The organism is Actinoallomurus spadix (assembly GCF_024055725.1).
GTDB lineage: Bacteria > Actinomycetota > Actinomycetes > Streptosporangiales > Streptosporangiaceae > Actinoallomurus > Actinoallomurus spadix.
This window is the reverse complement of the sequence record NZ_JAMXMX010000002.1, coordinates 376,065-398,688: the sequence shown is the minus strand read 5'-3', so window position 1 is coordinate 398,688 and position 22,624 is coordinate 376,065. Positions and strand designations below refer to the sequence as shown.

20 protein-coding genes are annotated in these 22,624 nt (G+C 72.5%); 6 read left to right on the top strand and 14 right to left on the bottom strand.

The features are described 5' to 3' along the window. Window positions 1-17: 17 nt before the first annotated feature. The 3 genes from NE235_RS03925 to NE235_RS03915 form a co-directional block, all read right to left on the bottom strand. On the bottom strand, window positions 18-1,052 hold the full coding sequence (locus tag NE235_RS03925; protein ID WP_252799412.1) for a hypothetical protein: 1,035 nt from the start codon (window positions 1,050-1,052) through the stop codon (window positions 18-20). A gap of 166 nt (window positions 1,053-1,218) precedes the next feature. Next, a complete protein-coding gene (locus NE235_RS03920; protein ID WP_252799410.1) occupies window positions 1,219-1,737 on the bottom strand; it encodes a Uma2 family endonuclease in 519 nt (172 codons plus the stop codon). Window positions 1,738-1,951: 214 nt separating this feature from the next. Beyond that, entirely contained in the window at window positions 1,952-2,281 is a 330-nt protein-coding gene (locus NE235_RS03915) for a tudor domain-containing protein (protein ID WP_252799408.1), read from the bottom strand. Between the two features lie 82 nt (window positions 2,282-2,363). Here NE235_RS03915 and recD2 point away from each other — a divergent pair, with 82 nt between their 5' ends. Continuing rightward, window positions 2,364-4,583 (top strand): SF1B family DNA helicase RecD2, encoded by a 2,220-nt coding sequence (recD2, locus tag NE235_RS03910; protein ID WP_252799405.1) that lies wholly within the window; start codon window positions 2,364-2,366, stop codon window positions 4,581-4,583. Window positions 4,584-4,609: 26 nt separating this feature from the next. Here the strand turns inward: recD2 and secY are convergent, their stop codons facing one another. Both secY and NE235_RS03900 read right to left on the bottom strand, forming a co-directional pair. Further along, window positions 4,610-5,908 (bottom strand): preprotein translocase subunit SecY, encoded by a 1,299-nt coding sequence (secY, locus tag NE235_RS03905; RefSeq protein ID WP_252799403.1) that lies wholly within the window; start codon window positions 5,906-5,908, stop codon window positions 4,610-4,612. Between the two features lie 182 nt (window positions 5,909-6,090). Then, window positions 6,091-6,609 (bottom strand): hypothetical protein, encoded by a 519-nt coding sequence (locus NE235_RS03900; RefSeq protein ID WP_252799401.1) that lies wholly within the window; start codon window positions 6,607-6,609, stop codon window positions 6,091-6,093. A 278-nt stretch (window positions 6,610-6,887) separates the two neighbouring features. Between NE235_RS03900 and NE235_RS03895 the strand changes: the two genes are divergently transcribed. From NE235_RS03895 to NE235_RS03885, 3 genes are all read left to right on the top strand, one after another. Continuing rightward, on the top strand, window positions 6,888-7,340 hold the full coding sequence (locus tag NE235_RS03895; RefSeq protein ID WP_252799398.1) for a nuclear transport factor 2 family protein: 453 nt from the start codon (window positions 6,888-6,890) through the stop codon (window positions 7,338-7,340). 49 nt (window positions 7,341-7,389) lie between these two features. Then, on the top strand, window positions 7,390-8,130 hold the full coding sequence (locus NE235_RS03890; protein ID WP_252799397.1) for an SDR family NAD(P)-dependent oxidoreductase: 741 nt from the start codon (window positions 7,390-7,392) through the stop codon (window positions 8,128-8,130). Window positions 8,131-8,316: 186 nt separating this feature from the next. Continuing rightward, the gene (locus NE235_RS03885) at window positions 8,317-9,156 is read left to right on the top strand and encodes a phosphoribosylaminoimidazolesuccinocarboxamide synthase (RefSeq protein ID WP_252799395.1); all 840 of its coding nucleotides are present in this window, start codon (window positions 8,317-8,319) and stop codon (window positions 9,154-9,156) included. Between the two features lie 99 nt (window positions 9,157-9,255). Here the strand turns inward: NE235_RS03885 and NE235_RS03880 are convergent, their stop codons facing one another. The 5 genes from NE235_RS03880 to NE235_RS03860 all read right to left on the bottom strand — a co-directional run bounded on the left by NE235_RS03880 (window position 9,256) and on the right by NE235_RS03860 (window position 12,971). Continuing rightward, entirely contained in the window at window positions 9,256-10,278 is a 1,023-nt protein-coding gene (locus NE235_RS03880) for a C40 family peptidase (protein ID WP_252799393.1), read from the bottom strand. Between the two features lie 9 nt (window positions 10,279-10,287). Beyond that, window positions 10,288-10,599, bottom strand: a complete 312-nt coding sequence (locus tag NE235_RS03875) for a hypothetical protein (RefSeq protein WP_252799391.1) — start codon at window positions 10,597-10,599, stop codon at window positions 10,288-10,290. 142 nt (window positions 10,600-10,741) lie between these two features. After that, window positions 10,742-11,281, bottom strand: coding sequence for an RNA 2',3'-cyclic phosphodiesterase (thpR, locus tag NE235_RS03870; RefSeq protein WP_252799388.1), 540 nt, complete (start codon window positions 11,279-11,281; stop codon window positions 10,742-10,744). 92 nt (window positions 11,282-11,373) lie between these two features. Then, window positions 11,374-12,618, bottom strand: coding sequence for an MFS transporter (locus NE235_RS03865; protein ID WP_252799513.1), 1,245 nt, complete (start codon window positions 12,616-12,618; stop codon window positions 11,374-11,376). After that, window positions 12,615-12,971: a MarR family transcriptional regulator gene (locus NE235_RS03860; RefSeq protein WP_406567531.1), complete on the bottom strand. Its 357-nt coding sequence runs from the start codon at window positions 12,969-12,971 to the stop codon at window positions 12,615-12,617. The genes NE235_RS03865 and NE235_RS03860 overlap by 4 nt, the downstream gene beginning before the upstream one ends. Before the next feature lie 393 nt (window positions 12,972-13,364). Between NE235_RS03860 and NE235_RS03855 the strand changes: the two genes are divergently transcribed. Beyond that, window positions 13,365-13,610, top strand: a complete 246-nt coding sequence (locus NE235_RS03855) for a DUF2530 domain-containing protein (protein WP_252799383.1) — start codon at window positions 13,365-13,367, stop codon at window positions 13,608-13,610. A 70-nt stretch (window positions 13,611-13,680) separates the two neighbouring features. Here the strand turns inward: NE235_RS03855 and NE235_RS38065 are convergent, their stop codons facing one another. Both NE235_RS38065 and NE235_RS03845 read right to left on the bottom strand, forming a co-directional pair. Further along, window positions 13,681-16,947 (bottom strand): sugar transferase, encoded by a 3,267-nt coding sequence (locus NE235_RS38065; protein ID WP_252799382.1) that lies wholly within the window; start codon window positions 16,945-16,947, stop codon window positions 13,681-13,683. Between the two features lie 134 nt (window positions 16,948-17,081). Then, the gene (locus NE235_RS03845; protein WP_252799380.1) at window positions 17,082-17,927 is read right to left on the bottom strand and encodes an NAD(P)H-binding protein; all 846 of its coding nucleotides are present in this window, start codon (window positions 17,925-17,927) and stop codon (window positions 17,082-17,084) included. An 80-nt stretch (window positions 17,928-18,007) separates the two neighbouring features. On the opposite strand from NE235_RS03845, the gene NE235_RS03840 reads away from it, so the two are divergent. Beyond that, on the top strand, window positions 18,008-18,604 hold the full coding sequence (locus NE235_RS03840; protein ID WP_252799378.1) for a TetR/AcrR family transcriptional regulator: 597 nt from the start codon (window positions 18,008-18,010) through the stop codon (window positions 18,602-18,604). Window positions 18,605-18,709: 105 nt separating this feature from the next. Here NE235_RS03840 and NE235_RS03835 read toward each other — a convergent pair whose 3' ends face one another. Together NE235_RS03835 and NE235_RS03830 are read right to left on the bottom strand one after the other, a co-directional pair. Next, a complete protein-coding gene (locus tag NE235_RS03835) occupies window positions 18,710-21,706 on the bottom strand; it encodes a sacsin N-terminal ATP-binding-like domain-containing protein (RefSeq protein WP_308206017.1) in 2,997 nt (998 codons plus the stop codon). A gap of 53 nt (window positions 21,707-21,759) precedes the next feature. Then, on the bottom strand, window positions 21,760-22,572 hold the full coding sequence (locus NE235_RS03830; RefSeq protein WP_252799377.1) for a DUF3027 domain-containing protein: 813 nt from the start codon (window positions 22,570-22,572) through the stop codon (window positions 21,760-21,762). Window positions 22,573-22,624: the final 52 nt, after the last annotated feature.

The following is a 22,624-nucleotide window of genomic DNA, read 5'->3' as shown; positions in this document are numbered from 1 at the left end:
CGTCACCGTCCCATTCGTCATGACGCTCGTCTGCGAGCGAACACCACAACACCGGTCAGGGCGAGCGCCCCGACGACCACCAGTCCCAGCGTCCGGCGGCCCGCCTTCATTCCGCCGCCCGTCCCGTCTGCGGGCGTCGCGCGTCCCTTCGGCTTCGCCGTCGGGGACGGCAGCGCCTCCTTGGGCACGGGTTCCCGCCACAGCGGCTGCCGTACGCCCTCGCCGCTGAACAGCAGCGACCTGCCGTCGGCGGTGTACGTGATGCCCTCGCCGAGCTTCTGGTCCGGGACCTTCACCCCGGTCAGCTCCTTACCGGGCGCGGTGTAGATCTCGGCGTCCCAGTAGCCGCGGATGACGAACGTCCGCCCGTCGGGGGCGAACGCCCCGTCGGTCGCGTACAACGGGGCGTCACCGACCTGATGCATGATGTTGAGGCCGCGCGAGCTGAGCCGCTTCGGGCCCTCGTACAGCGACCCGCCGAACTCCTTGCTCGCGACGTAGAGCCGGTTCGTCCGCGGATCGATCATCAGGGTCTCGGCGTTGTGCGGTCCGTCGTCGAACTTGATGCGGTACGCCGTGGCGCGCACCGTCTGCGTGCGGATCGTCCGGGGCTCCGGGATGCGGTAGACGGTGGAGTACGGCTGGTCCTTGAGGTTGTCGCCGATGTCCCCGACGTACAGGCCGCCGTCCCCGCCGACCGCCATCGCCTCCCAGTCACGGTTGCGCGCCCCGCCGAGAGTGATCGCCGCCCGGACCCGGCAGTCGTCCGCCCCGAGCGCGAAGAGCCGGGGGCTGCCGCCCGAGTCGTTGAACGTGTAGACGATGCCTGGGTGGCGGCGGCTCGCGGCCAGCCCGCTGGACTCGTCGATGCGCGGATCGTCGATCGTGCACTGCCGCGTGACGCCCGCGGCGACCGCCCGCGCGTCGGCCCGTACGGGCATGGCCCACACCAGCGGCCCGCCCACGGCGAGGAGGGCGGCGAGCGTACGCGACGGCGCGCCCCTGGCCGGTGTCGATCCTCCGGGGGACCTGCCCCGGCGCGGCCGCCTCAATGGAGCAGCGTGCCCAGCACGACGGCGAAGACGAGCGCGGCCAGAACGGTCGGCAAGAGCCATCGAGGAGCACGGTTCACACCGCCGAGCCTATGCGCTTCGCCCCGAGAGTCGAGCAACCCCCACCCCCGGCGTCGCCGTGTGCTCGGACCGCCCCGACGCGTGGTCAGCGGCCCCTCGTCCGCCGCAACCGAGCCGGATCGATCTCCACGGCGAACGGGCGGGTCAGCTTCACCGGCTCCTCCGAGGCGACGACCTCCCGGTAGGTCCCATCGGCCGGTTCGAAGACGGTGAGCCTGGGGACAGGGACGAGCTCCGCGATCCAGTAGTGCGGGATGCCCGCCTCGGCGTAGGCCTCGAGTTTTTCGCCGAAGTCCCGGTTGCGGCTCTGCCGGTTCCCACTGATCTCCACGGCCAGCACCACGTCGGCGGCTTCGTACTCCTGAGGCTCGGACTCGAAGGCGTCCAGCGTCACCACGACCAGATCGGGCACCTTCAGCCAGTCGTCTCGGCGATGCGTGACAACCTCGACCGCCGGTACGACTCCCAGCCCGGCGGTCCGGGCCGGCTTCTGAACGATGTTGGCCAGTTCCAACACGGCGACCTGGTGTGCGGCCCCTGGCGGCGGGCTGACGATCAGGACACCGTCGTCGATCTCGTACCGGTGGAACTCGTCCTCCGGCATTCGGCGGAGATCCCCGACTATCCAAGGCCCGTGACGTTGCGTGATTGACACTGACACTATGTGTCCCCTCCGGGACCGGAGCATAGACGGAGGTGGCCTGAGCTGTCCTCGATCTGGGGCGGCATGACGGTAGAACCGGCCGCCCACCGTCTGCGGAGGGCGGCCGGTCGGGTGGTCGGCTAACGGTTCGACCACTCGAGCGGTACGGGCGGGGTCACTGGGCGGTCTCGGCGATGGTGCCCTTCAGGACCTGCCGGCCCTGCGCGGTGCCGAGGCAGATCAGGTTGTACTGCGTGCCGGCGGGCACGGCCGTGGCGATGGTGACCGGTGCGGTGTTGCCGGCGGCGATGGTGTGCTCCTGGCCGAGGTCTCCGCCGTCGCGCCGTTCCGCGAAGCAGGACAGGGCGTTGTGGTGCGGGGAGGTCACCTGGACCGCGATCCGGTAGTGGCCGGCCGCGGCCGGGGTGGATCCGTTGCGCAGAGCCACGGCCCGGTCCTTGGCCGGCTCGGTCTGGGCGAACCAGTACGAGACGGACTGAGCCACATTGTGCGCCGCGACGTCCTCAAGGCCGCGGAAGAGACCGGGCCCGGCCTGACTTGTCCTTGATCTGGGGCAGTATGACCACGTGACGGACGGACAGGCGGCGCCTCCGGGCACTCGGGTGCTGGAGGCCGTACTCGAGCGGATCACCTTCGCCAGCGAGGAGACCGGGTACACCGTCGCCCGGGTCGCCACCGACCGGACCGGCTCGGAGCTGCTCACGGTGGTGGGACCGCTGCTGGGCGCACAGGTCGGGGAGAGCCTGCGGCTGACGGGCCGGTGGACCTCCCATCCGAAGTACGGCCGGCAGTTCGAGGCGATCTCGTACACCACCGTGCTGCCCGCGACCGTGCAGGGCATCCGCAAGTACCTCGGGTCCGGCCTGATCAAGGGGATCGGGCCGGTGATGGCGGACCGGATGGTCGAGCACTTCGGCACCGACATCCTGCGGGTGATCGAGGAGGAGCCCGAGCGCCTGGTCGAGGTGTACGGCCTGGGGCCGAAGCGGTCCGGCCGCATCGCCGCCGCCTGGGAGGAGCAGAAGGCCATCAAGGAGGTGATGGTCTTCCTGCAGGGTCACGGCGTGTCGACGTCCCTGGCGGTACGCATCTACAAGCAGTACGGCGACGAGTCGATCTCGGTCGTGCGCAAGGAGCCGTACCGCCTCGCCGCGGACGTGTGGGGCATCGGGTTCAAGACCGCCGACACGATCGCGCAGGCCGTCGGCATCCCGCACGACAGCCCGGAGCGGATCAAGGCGGGCCTGGCGTACACCCTGTCCCAGGCGGCCGACAACGGGCACTGCTACCTGCCCGAGCCCAACCTGATCACCGAGGCGACGAAGATCCTGGAAGTGCCGCGTGAGCTCGTCGGCCCGTGCCTGGAGGACGCGGTCGCGGCGGAGGAGCTCGTCCGCGAGCGGGTCACGGCCGAGAACGGCGAGATCCCCGCGGTCTACCTGCCGCCGTTCCAGCGGGCGGAGCGGTCCCTGACCACCGGGCTGCTGGAGCTGCTGCGCGCCGGCACGGACCGGCTGCCCGGCTTCCAGGACGTCGACTGGGACAAGGCGCTCGCCTGGCTGCGGCAGCGGACCGGGACCGGCCTCGCGCCCGGGCAGGAGGACGCCGTACGCCTGGCGCTGACCGAGAAGGTCGCCGTGCTGACCGGCGGCCCCGGGTGCGGGAAGAGCTTCACCGTACGGTCCGTCGTCGAGCTGGCGCGGGCGAAGCGGGCCAAGGTCGTGCTGGTCGCGCCCACGGGACGGGCGGCCAAGCGGCTGGCCGAGCTGACCGGCCACGAGGCGGCGACCGTGCACCGGCTGCTGCAGCTACAGCCGGGCGGCGACCCGAAGTTCGACCGCGACAACCCGCTCGACGCCGACCTGGTCGTCGTCGACGAGTCCTCGATGGTCGACGTCATCCTCGCCAACAAGCTGGTCAAGGCGATCCCCCGCGGCGCTCACCTGCTGCTCGTCGGGGACGTCGACCAGCTCCCCTCCGTAGGCGCCGGCGAGGTGCTGCGCGACCTCCTGGCCGCCGACGCGATCCCCCGCGTCCGCCTCACCAAGATCTTCCGGCAGGCGCAGGAGTCCGGGATCGTCGTCAACGCGCACCGGATCAACGCGGGACAGCACCCGAAGACGCACGGCTTCCCGGACTTCTTCCTGTTCCCGTGCGAGGAGGCGGAGGCGACCGCCGAGCTCACCGTGGACATCGTGGCGCAGCGAATCCCGCGCAGGTTCGGGCTCGATCCGCGCCGCGACGTGCAGGTCCTCGCGCCGATGCACCGCGGCCCGGCCGGCGCGGGCAACCTCAACACGCTGCTGCAGGAGGCGCTCACGCCCCACCGCGACGGGCGGCCCGAGCGGCGGTACGGCGGGCGGGTGTTCCGCGTCGGCGACAAGGTCACCCAGCTGCGGAACAACTACGACAAGGGCGACGCCGGGGTGTTCAACGGCACGGTGGGCGTGGTGACCGGGCTGTCCCTGGAGGAGCAGACGCTGACCGTGCTGACCGACGAGGACGAGAGCGTCGACTACGACTTCGCCGAGCTGGACGAGCTCGCCCATGCGTACGCCGTGACGATCCACCGCTCGCAGGGCAGCGAGTACCCGGCCGTGGTCATCCCGCTGACCACCAGTTCCTGGATGATGCTGCAGCGGAACCTGCTCTACACCGCCGTGACCCGCGCCAAGAGGCTCGTGGTGCTGGCCGGCTCCCCCAGGGCCCTGGCCGCCGCCGTCCGCACGGCGGGCGCCGGCCGCCGCCACACCGCCCTCGACCACCGCCTCCGTACCGCCGGCTGACGTCCGGCGGTACGAAGGCGGCCGCGCTACCGCAGGAATCCCTCGTAGTGGTGCTGCTGCAGCCGGCTCTCGATCTGCTTGACGGTGTCCAGCGCGACACCGACGACGATCAGGAGGCTCGTCCCTCCGAACGGGAAGTCCTGCGTGGCTCCGAACAGCGACAGCGCGAGCATCGGGATGAGCGAGATCAGCCCGAGGTAGAGGGCACCGGGCGCGGTGATGCGGGTGAGCACGTAGTCGAGGTACCCGGCCGTCGGCCGTCCCGGGCGGATACCGGGAACGAACCCGCCGTACTTCTTCATGTTGTCGGCGATCTCGGTCGGGTTGAACGTGATCGCGACGTAGAAGTACGTGAAGAAGACGATCAGCCCGAAGAGCGTGACCATGTGCCAAAGGTCGTCCTGCCGGGTGAGCGGGGCGAGCGTGCGGTTGAGGAGGACGTTCCGGGGCCAGAGGCGCGCCGCGAGCGCCGGTACGTACAGCAGCGACGAGGCGAAGATCGCCGGGATCACGCCGGCCTGGTTGACCTTCAGCGGGATGTACGTCGACGTGCCGCCGTACGCCCGCCGGCCCACGACGCGCTTGGCGTACTGGACCGGGATGCGCCGCTGGGCCTGCTCGACGAAGACGACTCCGGCCATCACCGCCAGGCTCGTGACCGTCACCAGGGCGAACGTGAACCCGCCCTTCCTGGTGTAGATGTTCCAGAACTCCGTGGGGAAGACGGCGACGACCTGAGTGAAGATCAGGATGGACATGCCGTTGCCGACGCCCCGCTCGGTGATCAGCTCGCCGAGCCACATGATGACGGCGGTGCCGGCGACCATGCAGATCACCATCGTCACGACGGTGAGGATCCCTGTTCCGTACAGGATCCGCTGCCCGCAGCCGGGGAACAGCTCGCCGGACGCCGCCATCGCGACGACCGTCGCCCCCTGCAGGATCGCCAGCGCGACCGTGAGGTAGCGGGTGTACTGCGTGATCTTCGCGGTGCCGGCCTGCCCCTCCTTCTTCAGCGTCTCCAGACGCGGGATGACCACCGTGAGCAGCTGCAGGATGATGCTGGCGGTGACGTACGGGTAGATGCCCAGCGCCATGACCGAAAGCTTCAGCAGCGCTCCCCCGCTGAACAGGTTGACGAGGCTGAAGACGTCGGCGCGGTCGCCGTGGGCCGCCGCCTGCGCGCACGCCCTGACGGCCGACACGTCGACGCCCGGTGCGGGCAGGTTCTGGCCGAGCCGGAACACGACGACGATGCCGAGGGTGAACAGCAGTCTCCGGCGCAGGTCAGGGGTCCGGCAGGCGCGCAGGAAGGGGGTCAGCATCCGCCCTCCCCGATGTGGACGGCCCGGAGACCGGAACGGCGGGCGGAAGAGGAGGGTCGGGGGGACGCGGGTGATCCGGCGAGCACCGAACGGGCTCGCCGTGGGGTGATACGTGAGATGACATGCCTCCACACGGGAACGCCACGGCCGTCAGGAGACGCCGCGGTCGACGAACGGGAACGTCAGGAACCCGTGTGCGAAGGAGGACCGCGCAGACCGACCGCGGAGGCGAGAACGGCCGAGGGCGTGACCGCGCGCGCCGCGACGACGGCGGCCGAAGGCGGGCCGGGCGGCAGGTACTCCACGACCGCCGGCACCACGGCGCTCGAACCGGCTCCGCCGGCCTGCACGGAGACGGTGCCCGGGGCGCCCCGGCCGTCCGTGGCCGAGACCGCCTCGTCCCGTACGACGGGGGCGCCGGCGCTGAAGGTGCGGGAGGGAACCGTCGCGCCCCGGCCGCCCGGTGTGCCCGTCAGGGCCGCCGCGTGCGAGGACCCAGGGCCCCGGCTCCGGTCGAGGGCGGACACGGTCGCCGCCGGCCCACCGGTCCCCGCCGCGTTGGCGCTCTCCCCGCCGCCCACGCGGACGACCCCGGCCACGGCGGTTCCAGGGATCGCCGAGAGCACGACGGTGATGACGAAGCCGAAGAAGCCGGCCAGGAGCGTCAGCAGCCGTCGCCGGAGCTCGGTGTGGCCCTTCATGTCCACCCCCGGCGTCCGCCCTGCCCTGTCCCGGCCGGCGGCGCGTCAGCACGCACCGGCCGATCGTCGATCACGATAGTCCGCGATCGCGCGGAAGATCCACGTTTCGGGCAAGGCACCGGGCGAACCTCGGCCGCACCGGACATTCGCGTCCGCCGCCGCGGCCGCCGGTGCAACCGCTCCCGGCCTTCCGGGGTTCTTGGGGGGACGGCGCGCAGCGGTGGATCACGAGGGTGCACCGAGCCGCGCCGACGCGATGAGGAAGGGTGCTGATCCCGATGAGCGGTCACGGAGACGCCCGTACCGTGCTCGATGAGTTCTTCGCGGCGGAGGCCGCCTACATCACCGCCGGCGGTCCGGGCGTCGCCGACTTCGGCGGCATGGCCGCGCGTCTCCACCCCGACGTGGTGATGCACCAGGCGCCGACGCTGCCCTACGGCGGCGTGTGGCGTGGCCACGACGGCCTGGAGCGCTTCATGGCCGCGATGAGCCGGACCTGGCGCTCCCTTGAGTTCCTCGAACGGCGGCAGTGGACGGACGGCGACACCGTCATCGTGTCCAACCACGGCAGGCTGACCGCCCGCGCCACCGGCCGGTCGATCGAGACGACGGTGCTCCAGGTGTTCACCGTCCGCGACGGGCTCATCGCAGAGATCCGGCCCTTCTACTGGGACACCGCCGCGATCAACGAAGCCCTGCGGACGGCCGTGTCCAGCGACGTCACGGCGTGACGTCGATTCACCCAACCGACGAAGAGAAGACGAAAAGAAGAGGATGAGCATGTCACGTCTTACCGGCAAGGTCGCCCTGGTCACCGGCGGCAGCCGCGGCATCGGCGCCGCGATCGCCTACCGGCTCGCCAACGAGGGCGCCGACGTCGCGATCACCTATGCGCGCTCCGACGAGGAGGCCCAGCAGGTGGTGACGAAGATCGAGGCGACGGGGCGGCGTGGGATGGCCCTGCGGGCCGACGCGGCGGACCCGCAGGCGGTCGTGGGAGCGGTGGATCGGGTCGCGGCCGAGTTCGGCCGCCTCGACATCCTGGTGAACAACGCCGGGATCGGGGTGATCGGCCCGCTGGAGGACCTCTCGCTGGAGCAGGTCGACCAGGCGCTCGCCGTGAACGTCCGGGGCGTGTTCCTCGCGTCGCAGGCGGCGGCCCGGCACCTCGGCGACGGAGGGCGGATCATCAGCATCGGCACCAGCCTCTCGTCGCACGTGCCCGGCCCGGGGATGAGCGTGTACGCGATGAGCAAGTCGGCGCTGGTCGGTCTCACCAAGGGTCTGGCGCGTGAGCTCGGCGGGCGCGGGATCACGGTGAACGCGCTGCACTGTGGCGCGGTGGACACCGACATGAACCCCGCGGACGGCCCGTTCGCCGAGGGCCAGCGGGCGCTCACCGCGGTCGGCCGCTTCGGCGACCGCGACGAGATCGCCGGCCTGGTCTCCTACCTCGCCGGAGCCGAGGCCGGCTACGTCACCGGCACGGCGGTGGCGATCGACGGCGGCCACGCCGCCTGATCGACCGGGGACCGGGCGGCGCCCACCGGGGAATCCGGGCGGCGCCCGCCGGAGCCACCGGGCGTCCGCCGGAGGGGACCGGGCGTCCGCGCATCCCCGCTCGGGCCGATCACCTGCTGAACCGATACGTTCTGAGTAGCGGTGAGTCGGCCCGAGCGGGCCCCGGGCGTGAGATTGAGAGAGCACATGGAGCTGGTGCATTCGGGCAAGGTCCGCGACGTGTACGCGGACGGCGACGACCTGATCCTCGTCGCGACCGACCGGGTGAGCGTGTACGACGTCGTGCTCCCGACGCCCATCCCCGACAAGGGGAAGATCCTCACTCAGCTGTCGCTGTGGTGGTTCGAGCAGCTCGCCGACGTCATGCCCAACCACGTGATCTCCGCCGACGACGTCCCGGAGGAGTGGGCCGGGCGGGCGATCCGCTGCCGCCGGCTGGAGATGCTGCCGGTCGAGTTCATCGCGCGGGGCTACCTGGTCGGCCTGGGGCTGAAGGAGTACCAGAAGCAGGGCACGGTGTCCGGGGTGGCGCTGCCGCCGGGGCTCGTCGAGGCGTCGCGGCTGCCGGAGCCGGTGTTCACGCCCACCACCAAGGCGACGACCGGGCACGACGAGTTCATCACCTTCGACGAGGTCGCCCGGGAGATCGGCGCGGAGACCGCCGAGCGGCTCCGGGACGCGACCCTGGAGATCTACCGGCGCGGGGCGGAGCTGGCCGCCGAGCGCGGCATCATCATCGCCGACACGAAGCTGGAGTTCGGCCGCGCGCCGGACGGCACGCTGGTGCTCGCCGACGAGGTGCTGACCTCGGACTCGTCCCGGTTCTGGCCGGCCGGCGAGTGGGAGCCGGGCCGTCCCCAGCACTCCCTGGACAAGCAGTTCGTCCGCGACTGGTCGGCGACCGTCACCGACTGGGACCGCACCCCGCCGGGGCCGCCGATCCCGGACGACATCGTCGCGGCGACCCGCGCGCGCTACATCGAGCTGTACGAGCGGCTCACCGGCCGCACCTGGGACACCGCCTGAGCCTCGGCGGAGACCCTCGAGGCCGGCGCTGCGCCCAACGCCGGCTCAGCACTCGGCACCGGCCGCCGGTTCAGGCCGCCGGCGGCCGGCTGCGGTGCGTCAGGACACGCCCGGGCGGGTGAACCCCATGTATCCGCCCGGGTAGTTCTTATAGCTCTCGATTCTGACGTGCGCTCCGGTGTGCGGCGCGGCGATCATCAGGCCCTTCGCCGGATCGATCACGATGCCCACGTGCGAGGCACCGTGGAAGAAGACGAGGTCGCCCGGCTTCTCCGACCCGTTCGGGATCCGGGGACCGGCTGCCCACTGAGCCTCGGAGGTCCGGGGGATGTTGATCCCGGCGGCGTGGTAGGCCTGTGAGGTCAATCCCGAGCAGTCGAACTTGTCCGGGCCCGTGGCACCCCAGACGTACGGATCGCCGAGCTTGCTCCGCGCGTACTCCATGATCGTCTTGGCCCTGGGGTTGGGCGCGTTGCTCAGGGCGGTGGGCGGGAACGGGATGTCGCCAGGTGAGTGCCCGTAGGAGACCGGCGCGGGCGGAGCGTACGACGTGCTCGGCGATCCGCCGTTGGGCGACCCGCCGTTGGGCGCGCCGGCAAGGGTCGTGGTGCGGGGCGGCATCAGGCCGTTCAGGGTGGAGGCGACCTTCTCGTCCGCCGTTCTGGCGTCCTCCACCACCTGGTGGATGTCCTTCTGCAGTTGATTCTTCTGCTGGGTCAGGTTGTTCAGATGCTGCCCGTTGGCCTTGGCGAGGATGTGGTCGGGGTCGGTGATCGTCCCTGTGGAGTCGACCACGAATCCGAGGTTCTCCGCCTGGCCGCGGAGTGAGATCAGCTTGTTGTGCGCCTGCGCGAAGGTCGCGTAGGCCTCCTTCAGGCAGGTCTCGACCTTGCGGAGGGCGGCCGCGGAGTCCGCCGCCCGGATGTGGGCCGCGGTGACGAACGAGTGGGCCTCGGTGGACGCCAGTCCGTCCCAGCGCTTCGCGACCGCCGTGGTGATCGCTTTGAGGCTGTGGGCGTGGTCGTGCACGGCGGACGACCACTTGTTCCAGCCCTCCGCGCTGTCCTTCCACATCTCCGGCTGCGCGGTCAGCAGCTCCTGGTAAGTGATCTGCGAGCTCATCCCGGAGCCTCAGACGTCCTCGACGCGCGGCATGGCTCGCTGCGCCGCTGCCCGACCCACGTCCTCGCCGGTCGAGTAGGTCGTACGTGTCCGATGGAGCCGGTGGACGGCGTCGTGGCCCTCCTCGACGTGACCGTTGAGATGGGTCGCCCACGCCGAGGTCAAGGCATTCAGCGCCTCATTTGCGCTCCAGCCCCAGTGGTGATTGCAGGGCGGGTGATGCGCGTCGAGCTTTCCGGCCAGTGTCACGGCGGCCTCTCGGACGTCTCGCGCCCCCAGCCGCAGACCGTCGGACTCTACGCCGAGCGATTGTTCGTCCATATCGACCTCGTAGATGGTTCGGTCCGAGCTTCCCTTAATGATCTCACTATCGCGCGTTACACCGGCAGATACCAATCTTTCGGTCGATATCAGCCTCCGACGCCCGGCGCTGAGACGGCGATCGCCCCACCGCCCGTACGACTCAGGCGAGGGGCCAGGTGGCGAGGGTCTCGTAGCGAGCCTGGGCGCCCAGGTGGCTGCGGATGAGGTGGATCTCCTCGGCCGCCCACGGGCTGCCCTGGTAGCCGCCGAGCTCGGCCACGAGCGACCGCAGGTCCAGCGGGTCGCGGGCGCGCGCCATCGTCAGGTGGGGATGGAAGCGCTTGTGCTCGTCGACGTCGATCCCCTCGCGCCGCGCCGCGGCGACACACGAGTCGGCGAGGCGGCGCAGGTCGGCCTCGACGCCGGTCCACAGCACCCGGGCGGAGGCGGCGCGCGGGAAGGCACCCGCCCCGGCGAACGCCAGTGCGCGGCGCGGATGCCGCCCGGCGGCTCGCTCGAGCCGGGGCAGCAGCCGCGGCACGATCTGCTCGTCGACCTCGCCGTAGAACGCCAGCGTCACATGCCAGGACGGCCGGCGCGTCCATTTCAGGGCCGGGTGGGCAGGCCGGTGCGGGGCGAAGGCGGCCTCGACCTCGTCGAGAACGTTCGCCGGGGGCAGCAGCGCGACGAAGAGCCTCACGACGTCAGCCTCTCACCTCGCGGCGAGCCGCTGAGAGCCGCCGCGCGCCGCCTGCCGGGAGCCGCCGGGAGCCACCGCCCTGCCCATGCGGCTCACCGGGTGGCGAGCAGTTCCCGGAGCCGGGCGCCCCGTACGGCGTCGAGGGCCGGGCGCGGTGCCATGAGCGCGATGACCCCGAGGACGGCCGCGAGGGACACGACGCCGCCGATGATCAGGCTCGAGCGCGGTCCGAAGATCTCGGCCAGCCAGCCGATGAGCGGTGAGCCGATCGGCGAGCTGCCCGCGAACACGAGCATGTACAGGCCCATGACCCGGCCGCGCATCTCCGCCGGGACACTGAGCTGCATCACGGCGTTCGCGGCGGTGTTGAAGGTCAGCAGCGCCATGCCCGTGGGCACGAGCAGGACGAGGAAGGACGTGTAGTCCGGCATCAGGCCGGACACGATCTCCAGCACGGCGAAGAGCGTCGCGGCGGTGAACAGGAGCCGCATCCGCAGGTTCCGGCGGCGGGCGGCCAGCAGCGAACCCGACAGCGCGCCGACGGCGAGCGCGGTCGAGGCGAGACCGAACGACGACGCGCCGCTGTGGAACACCTGGCGGCTCATCAGCGCGGTCGTCATCTGGAAGTTCATGCCGAACGCCGCGACGAACAGCACCAGGACCAGCACCATCACGAGGTCGCGGCGCTGCCGGACGTAGCGCAGCCCTTCGCGCAGCTGCCCCTTGGCCCGGGGAACCGGCGCCTTGAGGTGGAGCTCCTCCTCGCGCATCAGGTACAGGCCGAGCAGCACGGCGACGAAGGAGCCGGCGTTGACGAGGAAGACCGGGCCGGTGCCGATCGCGGCGATCAGCACACCGGCGACGGCGGGGCCGAGGATCCGCGCCATGTTGAAGATGGCGCTGTTCAGCGCGATCGCGTTCGCCAGGTCGGCGCGCCCGACCATCTCCACCGCGAAGGTCTGCCGGGTCGGGTTGTCCACGACCGTGGCCATGCCGAGGCCGAACGCCAGGGCGTAGACGTGCCAGACCTGGGCCGTGCCGGTGATCGCGAGCAGACCGAGGCCGAGGGCCAGCATGCCCATCACCACCTGGGTGACCATGAGCACGCGCCGCTTGCGGTACCGGTCCGCCAGCACGCCGCCGTACAACCCGAACAGCAGCAGCGGCAGGAACTGCAGGCCGGTGGTGATGCCGAGCGCCGCGCCGCTGCCGTGCGTCAGGTCGAGGACCAGCCAGTCCTGGGCGACCCGCTGCATCCAGGTGCCGGTGTTGGAGACGACCTGCCCGGCGGCGAACAGCCGGTAGTTGCGGTTGCGCAGCGACCGGAAGAGGCTCAGACCTTGCTGAGACGCTCCAGGATCGGCGCCGCCTGGCGCAGGATCTCCTGCTCCTCGGGGGTCAGTTCCGCCAGCCGCTGGGCCAGCCACGCCTCCTTGCGGCGCCGCTCCTCCTTCAGGAGCCGCTCGCCCTCCTCCGTCACGCTCAGCATGACCTGACGCCGGTCCGTCGGATGCGGGCTGCGCGTCAGCAGGCCCCGCTCCTCCAACGCCGCGATCACTCGGGTCATCGAGGGCGGTTGCACCTTCTCGTGCTCCGCCAGCTCGCCCGGGGTCAGCGCGGCGTGTCGTGAGACGGCGCCGAGCGCGGCGAGCTGGGTGACGCTCAGGGACTGTCCCGCCTGAGCGCGCATTCGCCGTGACAGTCTGCTTACGGAGACGCGCAGGGCGGCTGCCAGTCCCGCACGGCTTCTGGTCTGTGAAGTTGGCATGTTCTTTAGCATGAGTCATTACTCTCGCTAACGATACGCGGGTGTCTCGTATTCCGCAATCTCGTTAGCAATGCGTACGACCCTGCCCTCCTCCCGGAGAACGGCACCTCGTGCCACCGATCACCGAGCCCAGCCGTCGACGAACCGCTCCGGCGAGCACCTGCCCGGAAGGTAACGCACCAGATCACAGCGCGACAGACCAGGACCCCACAAACCCGGTGCCGACCCTCGGCGGCCTCCACAGGCACGCGCGCCGCCGGCCGTCACCGGCCCTGAGGATCACCACGATCGGCCGGGCCGGTTACGCTGACCGACATGAGTCCCGAGCGGCGTCACGTCCCGGAACCGATCAAGACCAACGACGTCCTGACCGCCGCCGTCGGCGCGGCGGCGTTCGCCGTGGCGTTCATCGTGCTCCTGCTCGTCCCGCTGCCCGCCCGCCACCACTGGTGGCGCTGGGTCTGCGTGACCGGCTTCGCGATGGGCGTCTTCGGCTGCTGGTACATCCCGCGCCTCCAGCGCGCTCGCGAAGCCGCCGCCCACCGCCATCCGGCTCCGTGACACCGGGGCCGGAAGCCGCCGACCGCCACCACCCGGCTCCGTGACACCGGGGCCGGAGCAGGGCGCGAGGTCAGCCTGACCCGCCCGTCCGTTCCGCGGGAGCGCCGCTCCGGCCCGTGACGATTTCGCCGAGATGGGTCAGCGCCGGATTCCCCGGCAGCCAGTACTCGCCGTGAGCCTCCCGGCTGAGACCGCCGAAGTACCACGGTCCCCGGGTGCCCGGATGCGACACGAACGTCCGCGCCCCGAAGGCCGGGGCGGTCGGCCGCCGACCATGGGCCGCCAGCAGCCGGATGAAGTCCCATCGGGCGATGGTCGCGTGCACGTGGTAGCCCACCTCGCCCTGCCGTACACCGGCCAGGCGCAGACGGCCGGCGTGCGGGACCCCGACACCCGGGCTGCCTTCGAAGACGACGTCGTCCGCGTTGAGCAGACCGTCCCGCGCCGCGTATCCGACGACCACGCTCCCGTAGCTGTGCCCGATCACCGTGTTGTGCGAGCGGGGTCCCTGATGCGTGACGCGCAGGCCGTCCTGGAACCGGTGAAGATCCGGCGTGGCCGCATGCGCGAACCGGCGGTCGACCGCCCTCGGGATCGTCTGCGGCGCCTCGTAACCCAACCAGGTGATCACAGCCGTCGACGGCTCACCGGCCTGCCGTGCCGCCACCGCGACGGCCTCCCCCGTCCGCATCCGGGTCTCGATGGTGCCGAGCCGCGACCTCGCCCCCGGAACGTACGTGGCGACGTGCGCGGCGGTGTCCGGGTCACCGAAGGCGATGATCGCCCGCCCGGTTCCCTCGGTGCTGACGGACAGCAGGTACGCGCGCGGGTGCTCGGCTCCGCCCGGCAGCGCCAGCCGCTTCTCGATGACGCGCAGGCCGTTCAGTGCGTCGTCGATCTCGGACAGACGTCGGCGGGAGGTCTCGTCGCGCGCCGACGGCGCCTCGATCCGCTGCCATTCCTCGGTCAACTCGGTCTTCTGCTCCTGGAGGAGCACGCGGTTCGCGCGGTCCCTCACCTCGGCCGGGATGCCGTCCAGGCTCCCGAGCAAGGCCGGGTGCGCGGTCTCCCAGGCGGTCCGTTCCCGGGGCGTCAACGCGGTCCACCATCGATGGACGTCGACGGGTAGCGCCGCGTGGCCGGGAGGCGCGGTGCCCGGATCACCGGCCCCGCTCGGCACGTGGCCGGGAGGCGCGGTGCCCGGATCGCCGGCACCGTCCGGCGCGTGCGGCGGGACGTCCGCCGGGGGGTTCGCGGCCTCGTGCGCCGGCGAGGCGCGGCGATCGAGGAAGGACAGACCGATCTGCAGCGTCGCCTTGATGATCTTCCTGTCCAGCTCCGGACTCGCGTTACGGAAGTACTCGATGTCCAGTTCGGCCCGTCGGCGCAGGTACTCCTCGCTCTGCGGAGTCAGGGTGATGCTCTCGTTGCCGAACATCCCGAGCAGCCCGGGTCGCGAGGCCTTGTACGCCTCGTACCACTCGTTGAAGAGATCAGGATCGAGGACCTCGGCCATCCGCCGAATGTCGCCCTCCAGCAAGGGTCGCGGCCCGACCAGCGCCATCTCTCCCTTGAGGATGTTCAGCAGCTGCGGCAACTCGTCGATGGTGAGCTTGCGGAGGATCCTCCCGACCGGCGTCGCCCGTGGGTCACCGGATCCCAGGCTGGCGTCGGTACCCCGCCCGTCCCGCATCGTGCGCAGCTTGTGGATCAGGAACGTCACCCCGCCCTGGCCGACCCGCTCCTGGGAGAAGAACGGGCTCCTGCGGTCCTCGGCGAACTTGAGCGTGGCCCCAACGAAGATCAACGGGCCTGCGATCGGCATCAGCATCCACGCCCGTCTCCTGTCCGCTCGCCTCTTCTCCTCGCTGCGGACCCAGTCCGGGCCGATCTTGGGTGCGGCCCCAGGGGCGTCCGGTGTCCCGGACGCGTCCGAACTCCACCCCGAGAGCGCAGTCGACCGCTTCAGCCGCAGCCCCGCGCGGAGGGCACCGCCCACCGCTTCGGCGCCCGCGCCGAGAAAGGCCATGCCGAATCCGGACTCGGCGGCGCGTTCCAGGTCCCAGCCGTTCCCCGACGCCGCGTCGGCGGTCGCCATCGCCACGGTGCCCACCGTCCCGCCGGTCAGGAACCGCGAGGTGATGCCCTTCGCCCCACGCGACTCCAGCGCGTCCGCCAGGGCGGTGAGCGCCGGTCCCCGGCGCAGCACCGATGGGAGCGCCGCGTGCGAACCGCCCATGAGACCGCCGGCGACCGCTCCCTGCCACAGCGCACGGGCCAGTTCCGAGGGATCGGCGGTGCCGCGGAAGAGCTGATCGATCGCGTCCAGGCCGCCGGAGTAGGCCGCGCCCAGCACGGCCTCGCGGATCATACGCTGCGTGATCAGCAGCGCGATCCCTTCCAGCCGGATCAGCGGGGCGACCGCCGCCTCCACCGCCGGGCCGAGCAGCGTCGCCGCGAGCATCAGCGTCAGCACGTACGCCGCCGACGCCTCGAAGTGCCGCTGCGCCTTCGCGATCGCGTCGATCCCGGACTCGCAGTAGGCCTCGAGCTCCTCGCACCGCCGTTTCAGCTCCTCGAGCAGCCCGCCCTTCCCGTGCACCAGGAGTGCGGCCCACTCCGACCGTTCGGTCGCGTCCCCGAACCCGCTGTCCGGCACCCGGCCGGAATGCCACGCGACGTGCTCCCGCGCGGACTCGACCGCATGCGCCAGGGCGGCGGCGGCGTCCCGCAGGTCCGCCACGCCGCCGATGTCGCCGTCGGGCCATGGGCACCCCAGCCCCACCGACTCGAAGAACCACTGTGCCCGGAGAACGATCCCGGGTGGCGGCACCGTCGAGGGCGGTTCGCCGAGGGAACCGTCCAATCGGCAGGGCGGCACTCGCGGCACCGAGGACGGGCCGCTCAGGCCGGTCGGTGCGCCCATCGCCGCCTCCGCCTCGGCGTAGTGCAGGCCCGACCGCTCCAACCTCGATCCCAGCCTCCGCAGCAGATCCACCGCCGCGGTCAGGTCCTTCAGCAGGTCATCCCGTCTGCCGACGAAGCCGGGCGCGCCCGCGCCCGGGTCGCCTTCGAACAGGGCGCGCCCCAGATCGTCCTGGCCGAAGGGCTGCCGGGCCACCGCCCGGCGGAACGCCCTCGCGTCCTCCTCGAACCGATCAGCGGCCAGGCCGACGCCCCTTCCCGCGCCCACCCACACGTCGGGTACGGCGCGGTACCCCCGCATCGTCCCGGCGCCGTCCGCACGGGACGTCGGGGCGTCTCCCGCTCGGTGCGGGGGCAGCAGCGCGGTGGGGCCATGTGCCGCCGGAGGAGTCCTCGGTCCGAGGGTCGACACGACCGCTCCTAAGATCGTTCCGGGCAACCGAAACGGAACCTTAGCGTGACGGCCCGAGGCGGTCCCTGGTCCGGATACGGGAACGCCGGCGGAGGGACGCTCCCGTCACCGAGGTCGATCGGCGACGACCGGTCTTACCGGAAGGCGGCCGCGTTACGGTGGGCCCAGTCGGCGAAGGTGCGGGGCGCCCGGCCGATGACGCGCTCGACGTCGGGGCTGACGCGCCGTTCCCCGGGGGTCGGCTCGCCGAGGATGGCGAGGGTCGTCTCGGCCACCGGCTCGGGCATGAACGTCACCATCTGCGCGAGGGCCTCGTCGCGCGTCTGCTCGACGAACCGGATCGGCTCGCCGATCGCGCCGCTGATGGCCTCGGCCTGCTGCCGGGGCGTGACGGGAACGGGTCCGGTCAGCGTGTAGACCCGCCCCGTGTGGCCGTCCTCGCGCAGGGCCGCGGCCGCGACCTCGGCGATGTCGTCCGGATCGATGATCGGCAGGCCGACGTCGCCGAAGGGCGCGGCGATGGTCCGCCGCGTGCGGACCGGTTCGGCCCAGGCGTACCTGTTGGAGGCGAGACCGCCGGGGCGCAGGATCGTCCAGTCCATGCCCGATCCTCGTACGGCGTCCTCGATGGACCGCATGACCATCCCATGGGAGGGCGACTGCGGCCGGGTCGCGACCCCCTGGGAGGACAGCAGCACCACCCGCGTGACACCGCCGGCCTTGGCGGCGTCGAGGACGTCCTGCGGGTCGAGCAGATGCGCGCTGGCACCGCCGTTCTGCAGGAACAACGCGTCGGCGCCGTCGAAGACGGGACGGAGGCCGTCCGGAGCGGTCAGGTCGGCCCGGCGGTGCCGGACACCCTGCGGAACGTCCGCCTCCGAGATCCCCCGGGACGTCGCCACCACCTGCTCGCCGGCCTCCGCGAGGATCCGCACGAGGGCTCGTCCGACGTTCCCGGTCGCGCCTGTCACCACGATCATGTCGATCTCCCAGTTAGTTAGCTGACTGACTAAAAGGGACCGTAGCACAGCCTCCGAGGGTGCTGTCTATAGTCAGTTGGGTGACTGACTCAACGAAGCCCCGGGCGCGCGGAGCGGACAAGCGCCGCCGCCTGACGGCGGCCGCCGCCGAGGTCATCCATCGGCAGGGCGTCGAGCGCACCACCATCGCCGACATCGCCAAGACCGCCGACGTCCCCGTCGGGAACGTCTACTACTACTTCAAGACCAAGGACGACCTGATCCAGGCGGCCCTGTCCGAACACGAGGGTGCCCTGAGCGAGCTCACCGCCGAGCTCGACCGGCTTCCCGATCCCCTCGGCCGCCTCAAGGCCCTGGTCGGCGTCTGGGTCGACCAGCGCGACCTCGCCGCCCGCTTCGGCTGCCCCACCGGGACCCTCGCCGTCGAACTCGACAAGCGCGCAGACGGCGGCCTCGATCAGGAGGCGGCCCGCGTCATCCGCCTGCTGCTGGACTGGGCGGAGCGCCAGTTCCGCGCACTCGGCCTCGCCGACCCCGGCGATCTCGCCCTCACGCTCGTCGCCGGCTACCAGGGCATGTCGCTCATGGCCAACGCCCTGCGCGACCCCGGCATCATGACGCGCGAGGGCGCCCGCCTGACGCGCTGGCTCGACACGCTCACCGCCGATGTCTCCTGACCCCGGCGACGCCCGCCGGAGCGGAAGCGCGGGAACGGCCGCCTGAGACGCCGCTCCCGCCTTCGCGGAGTTCCCCCCGTCACGCGGCAGCGTTCCCCGCGCCGGTCACCCGCCGAGGTCCTCCTCGGCGAGGAGATCCGCGAGGTTCCCCGGCTCCCGGAGGGCGGCCTCGGTGAGCAGGCGGTCGGCCCAACGGTCGCAGGCCCAGGCCAGGCCGCGCGCCAGGCCCGCCGGGCCGCTCGCGTGCACGGTCCCGTCGGCGTACCACCAGGGGATCTCCTGGCCGTCCACGATCAGCCGATCGTGGTGAACGTACGAGGCGGGCGCCTCGGGCAGCACCGCGCGCGCCACATCCGGCACCGGACGCTCCACCCCTGCCGACTCGATCACGCCGGGCACCTCTTCGCCGCCCAGCGCCAGGTCCAGCAGGTCCGCCAGGTGCGGCGGCACGAACAGCAGCGGCTGGCCGCGCAGCAACGGCAGCAGGTCGGGACGGTCGACGACGATCGCGTCCTCCGCCGGAACGATCTCCGGCTCACCGTCCACCAGCGCCCGTACGCGCTCCGGCGGCTCGACGTCCGGGTCCTCCGTACGGGCAAGCGCCGCCCACAGCTCGCGCAGCCGCTCCCTGGACACCGCGTGAGCCGGGTCGGCGAGACGGTCCAGGAGCTCGGCCGGGCCGTCCGGCTCGGCGAGCAGCGCCGCGACGGTGGTGCGCACGCCGAGCGCCGTCGCGACCCCCGGGTCCAGGCCGGGCGGGGCCGGGTCGTACAGGTCGGCGAGGTCCTCGCCCACGCACAGCTCACCGGGGCGCCGGCCGTTCAGGACGGGATGCCGGCTCAGCCACCACGCGGTGTACGAGGGTGCGTCCACCTGGCGGCCGTCGGCGAGCACGACCCGGGCCGGCTCGACGATGGCGGCCCGCAGTCCCGGCTCGGCCAGCAGCCGGAACGCGCCCGCCCAGTCGGCGACGAACTCCAGGTCGCGTACGGCGGTGAACTCCGGGATGACGTACCCCGCGCCGAACCGCTCCGCCCACAGGTCCTCATCGTCGAGGTGGAACTCCGGCTCGATGACGTCCTCCGCCCGGATCAGCGCGAACGTCCGCAGCACCCCGGCGGCCTCCAGCACCTCCGCGCCGTACCGCTCGACCAGGCCGGCGTCCGCGACCCCGAACGGCGCGTCCTCGGCGATCACCTCGGCCAGCGGCGCTCCCGGCAGCAGCAGCTCCCCGGCGGGGTACGGCTCGCCGTCGTCGCCCGGCAGCGCCAGCTCCGCCAGCCACGGCTCCTCGCCCGGCCGCAGATGGGCGCGGCCCACGAGGGTCAGGACGGCGTGCCAGATCGGCTCGGGATCCTCCTCGTCGTACGACGCGGCGACCGCCGCGCGCGTCGCCGGGTCGGTCAGCACGGCGCGCGGACCCGCCTCGACCGCCCCGAGGCGCAGCAGGAGCGGGTGCGCCGCCTCCGGGTGGACGACGCGCAGGCCCAGCGCGTCCAGGCCCTCCGGGTCGGTGACGAGGAGCCCGCGCGGACCGCGTACGGTGCGGCCGTCGGCGAGGGGCACGGGCAGCCCGGCGAGCGCGTCCCGGTCGGCGCCGTCCAGCGCGGCGTACAGGCGCCGCCACCAGGCGGGCTCGCGGTCCAGGCCGGCGAGCGCGTCGGCGACGTCGGCGAGGCTCAGGCGGCGGACTCCGAGCGCGGCGAGGGCCGGGTGGCGGGCCGGCCAGCCGGCGGGCAGCAGCCCGGGCAGGACCTCCGCGAGCACGCGGGGCAGCGCGGCGGGCCCGTCGACGACCACGGCGTCACGCCCCCGGACCCGGACCGGCTCGATCCCCGGCTCACCCGGCCTGCCGCTGAAGTCGCCCGGCTCGCCGCCCGGGTCACCCGGCCCGCCGCCGAGGTCGGCGACGGACGCCTTGCCCGCGTCGTCGGCGACGGGCAGGAGCGGCAGGTCCGGGAGGCGGGCCAGGACGGCGCGGCGGATCCGGGCGTCCAGCTCGCCCTTGGCGACCGGGCCGGGCACGAGGTCGAGGAGGCGCGGGGTCGGCGGCAGCAGCGCGGTGTACGCCTCCGCCGCCCGCTCGATCAGGAAGTCGGTCAGCGGGCCGGGGGCGACGTGCCGCCGGTCGGGGGCCAGCGGGAAGGACGCGATGAGGAGCGCGGGCAGGCCCAGCGGCTCGTCACTGGGCGTGGGGGCGTGGACGACGGCCGGTACGTCGTCCGGCAGCGGCTCGTCGGCGATCGCCCAGCGCACCTGCCAGTACGGCCGCTCCTCGACCGGCCGGTCCGCCAGCAGGTCCGCCGTCACCGTGCCGTGGGCCTCGGCGGTGCGCCAGGTCGTGCCGTTCACGGTCACCGTGCCGGTCCCGGCGCCCTCCGCCGGCCTGTCCCAGGTCGCGCGGAGCGTACGGACGTCGCCGTCCACGTCGATCGTGATCTCGGCGAGGGCCGGCAGGGACAGCAGCAGGGCCGGTCCGGTCTCCGCCAGCAGCCGCCGGACCAGCGCCGCCGCGTCCGCGTCGCGCAGCGGCAGCCGTACGAGCGTGTCGTACCCCTCCGGCACCGGCCGGCCGGGTGCCGCGAACGGCAGCCGCAGGACGGGCACGTGACCGCCGCGGCGCCCCAGCTCGGCGGCGAGGGCGGGCACCCCCTCGGCGGCCGCGCGTGTCCGCTCGGCGGACCAGACGACCGCCGGACCGCTACCGGAGACGATGACGGGCTCGTCGCTCACCGCGACCATGGCGGCGAAGCCGACGCCGAACCGGCCCACCGCGTGGGTGTCGCCGCGCTTGGCGGAGGCCCGGAGCGTGCTCAGCGCCTCGACCCCGGCGGCGTCCAGTGGCGCGCCGGCGTTGGCGGCCTCCAGGACTTCGTCCCGCAGGGTGAAGCGGATCCGGCCGGGGACGCCGGCGCGGGCGGCGGCGTCGGCGGCGTTCTGCGCCAGCTCGACGATCACCCGGTCCCGGTAGCCGCCGCGCGTGTGATCCTCTTCGGCGTTGGCATCCTCACGGAACCGCGCCGGTGACGCGGTCCAGGCGGCCAGCACCCGGTCCCGGATCGCCGTGGTGCCGAACGGGTCGTCCATCTTCTGCCTCTCCACGGCCGTTCCGCTGCGGGCCGCCGGCCGCCTGCGGCGCGGCCGGCTGAAACCGGTCAGCTGTGGCCGAGGGCCTCTTCCTCCGTGAGGGTGGCCGACGGCACGACGTCGTAACCCATCTCGTCGACGATCGGGGGCGCGGCCTCGGTCGGGGGCGGTGTCACGACGGCCTCGGAGTGGGCGCCGCAGCCGTGGTCGATGGAGACGACCCTGCCGTCATCGGGGGCGTACTCGTTGGCGCAGACCCCGAAGCACCGCCGCAGCGAGCCGGCGAGCGGCACGAAGAAGCCGCACGTGGCGCACTGGGCGGGGGCGGAGCGGGCGATCGGCGTGTCGGGGCCGTGGTCCCCCGCGTGCCAGCGGGCCGCGGCCTCCTCCCGGCCCTCGGCGGACAGCACGCGGGCCTTGCCCAGGCCCAGCTCCCAGCCGAGCTCCGCGCCGGCCTCCTCGCACGGGGCGAACCCGGGTGCCAGGCGCGGATCGTCCGGGGGCGTCGGCAGCAGGTCGCCGGGGCCGAGGTCGCCGGGACGCAGCCGGTCGCTCCAGGGCACCCACTCGGGCGCGAGCATCGCGTCCTCGCCGGGCAGCAGAACGCTCTCGCTGACGGTCGCGTGCTTGGCCCGGGCCGCGCGGACCACGGAGACGGCCCATCGCCAGCCGCGGTACGCCGGGTCGAGGCAGACGAAGTAGTGGGTGACGACCCGGTCCGCTTCGGCCACCATGCCGACGTGCTCGCCGACGAACTCCGGCCGGGACGTATCCTCGGCCGCCGCGCGTGCCAGATCGACGGCCTCGGCGGCGATGGAGTCGATCACGGGGGTGCGGCTGCGCCGGTTGGCGGCCGGACTGGTGGAACGCACAGGACTCACATACACGATTGTCGCCCATGGACGGGCATGGGTTCGCCGTGAAGAGGCAGAC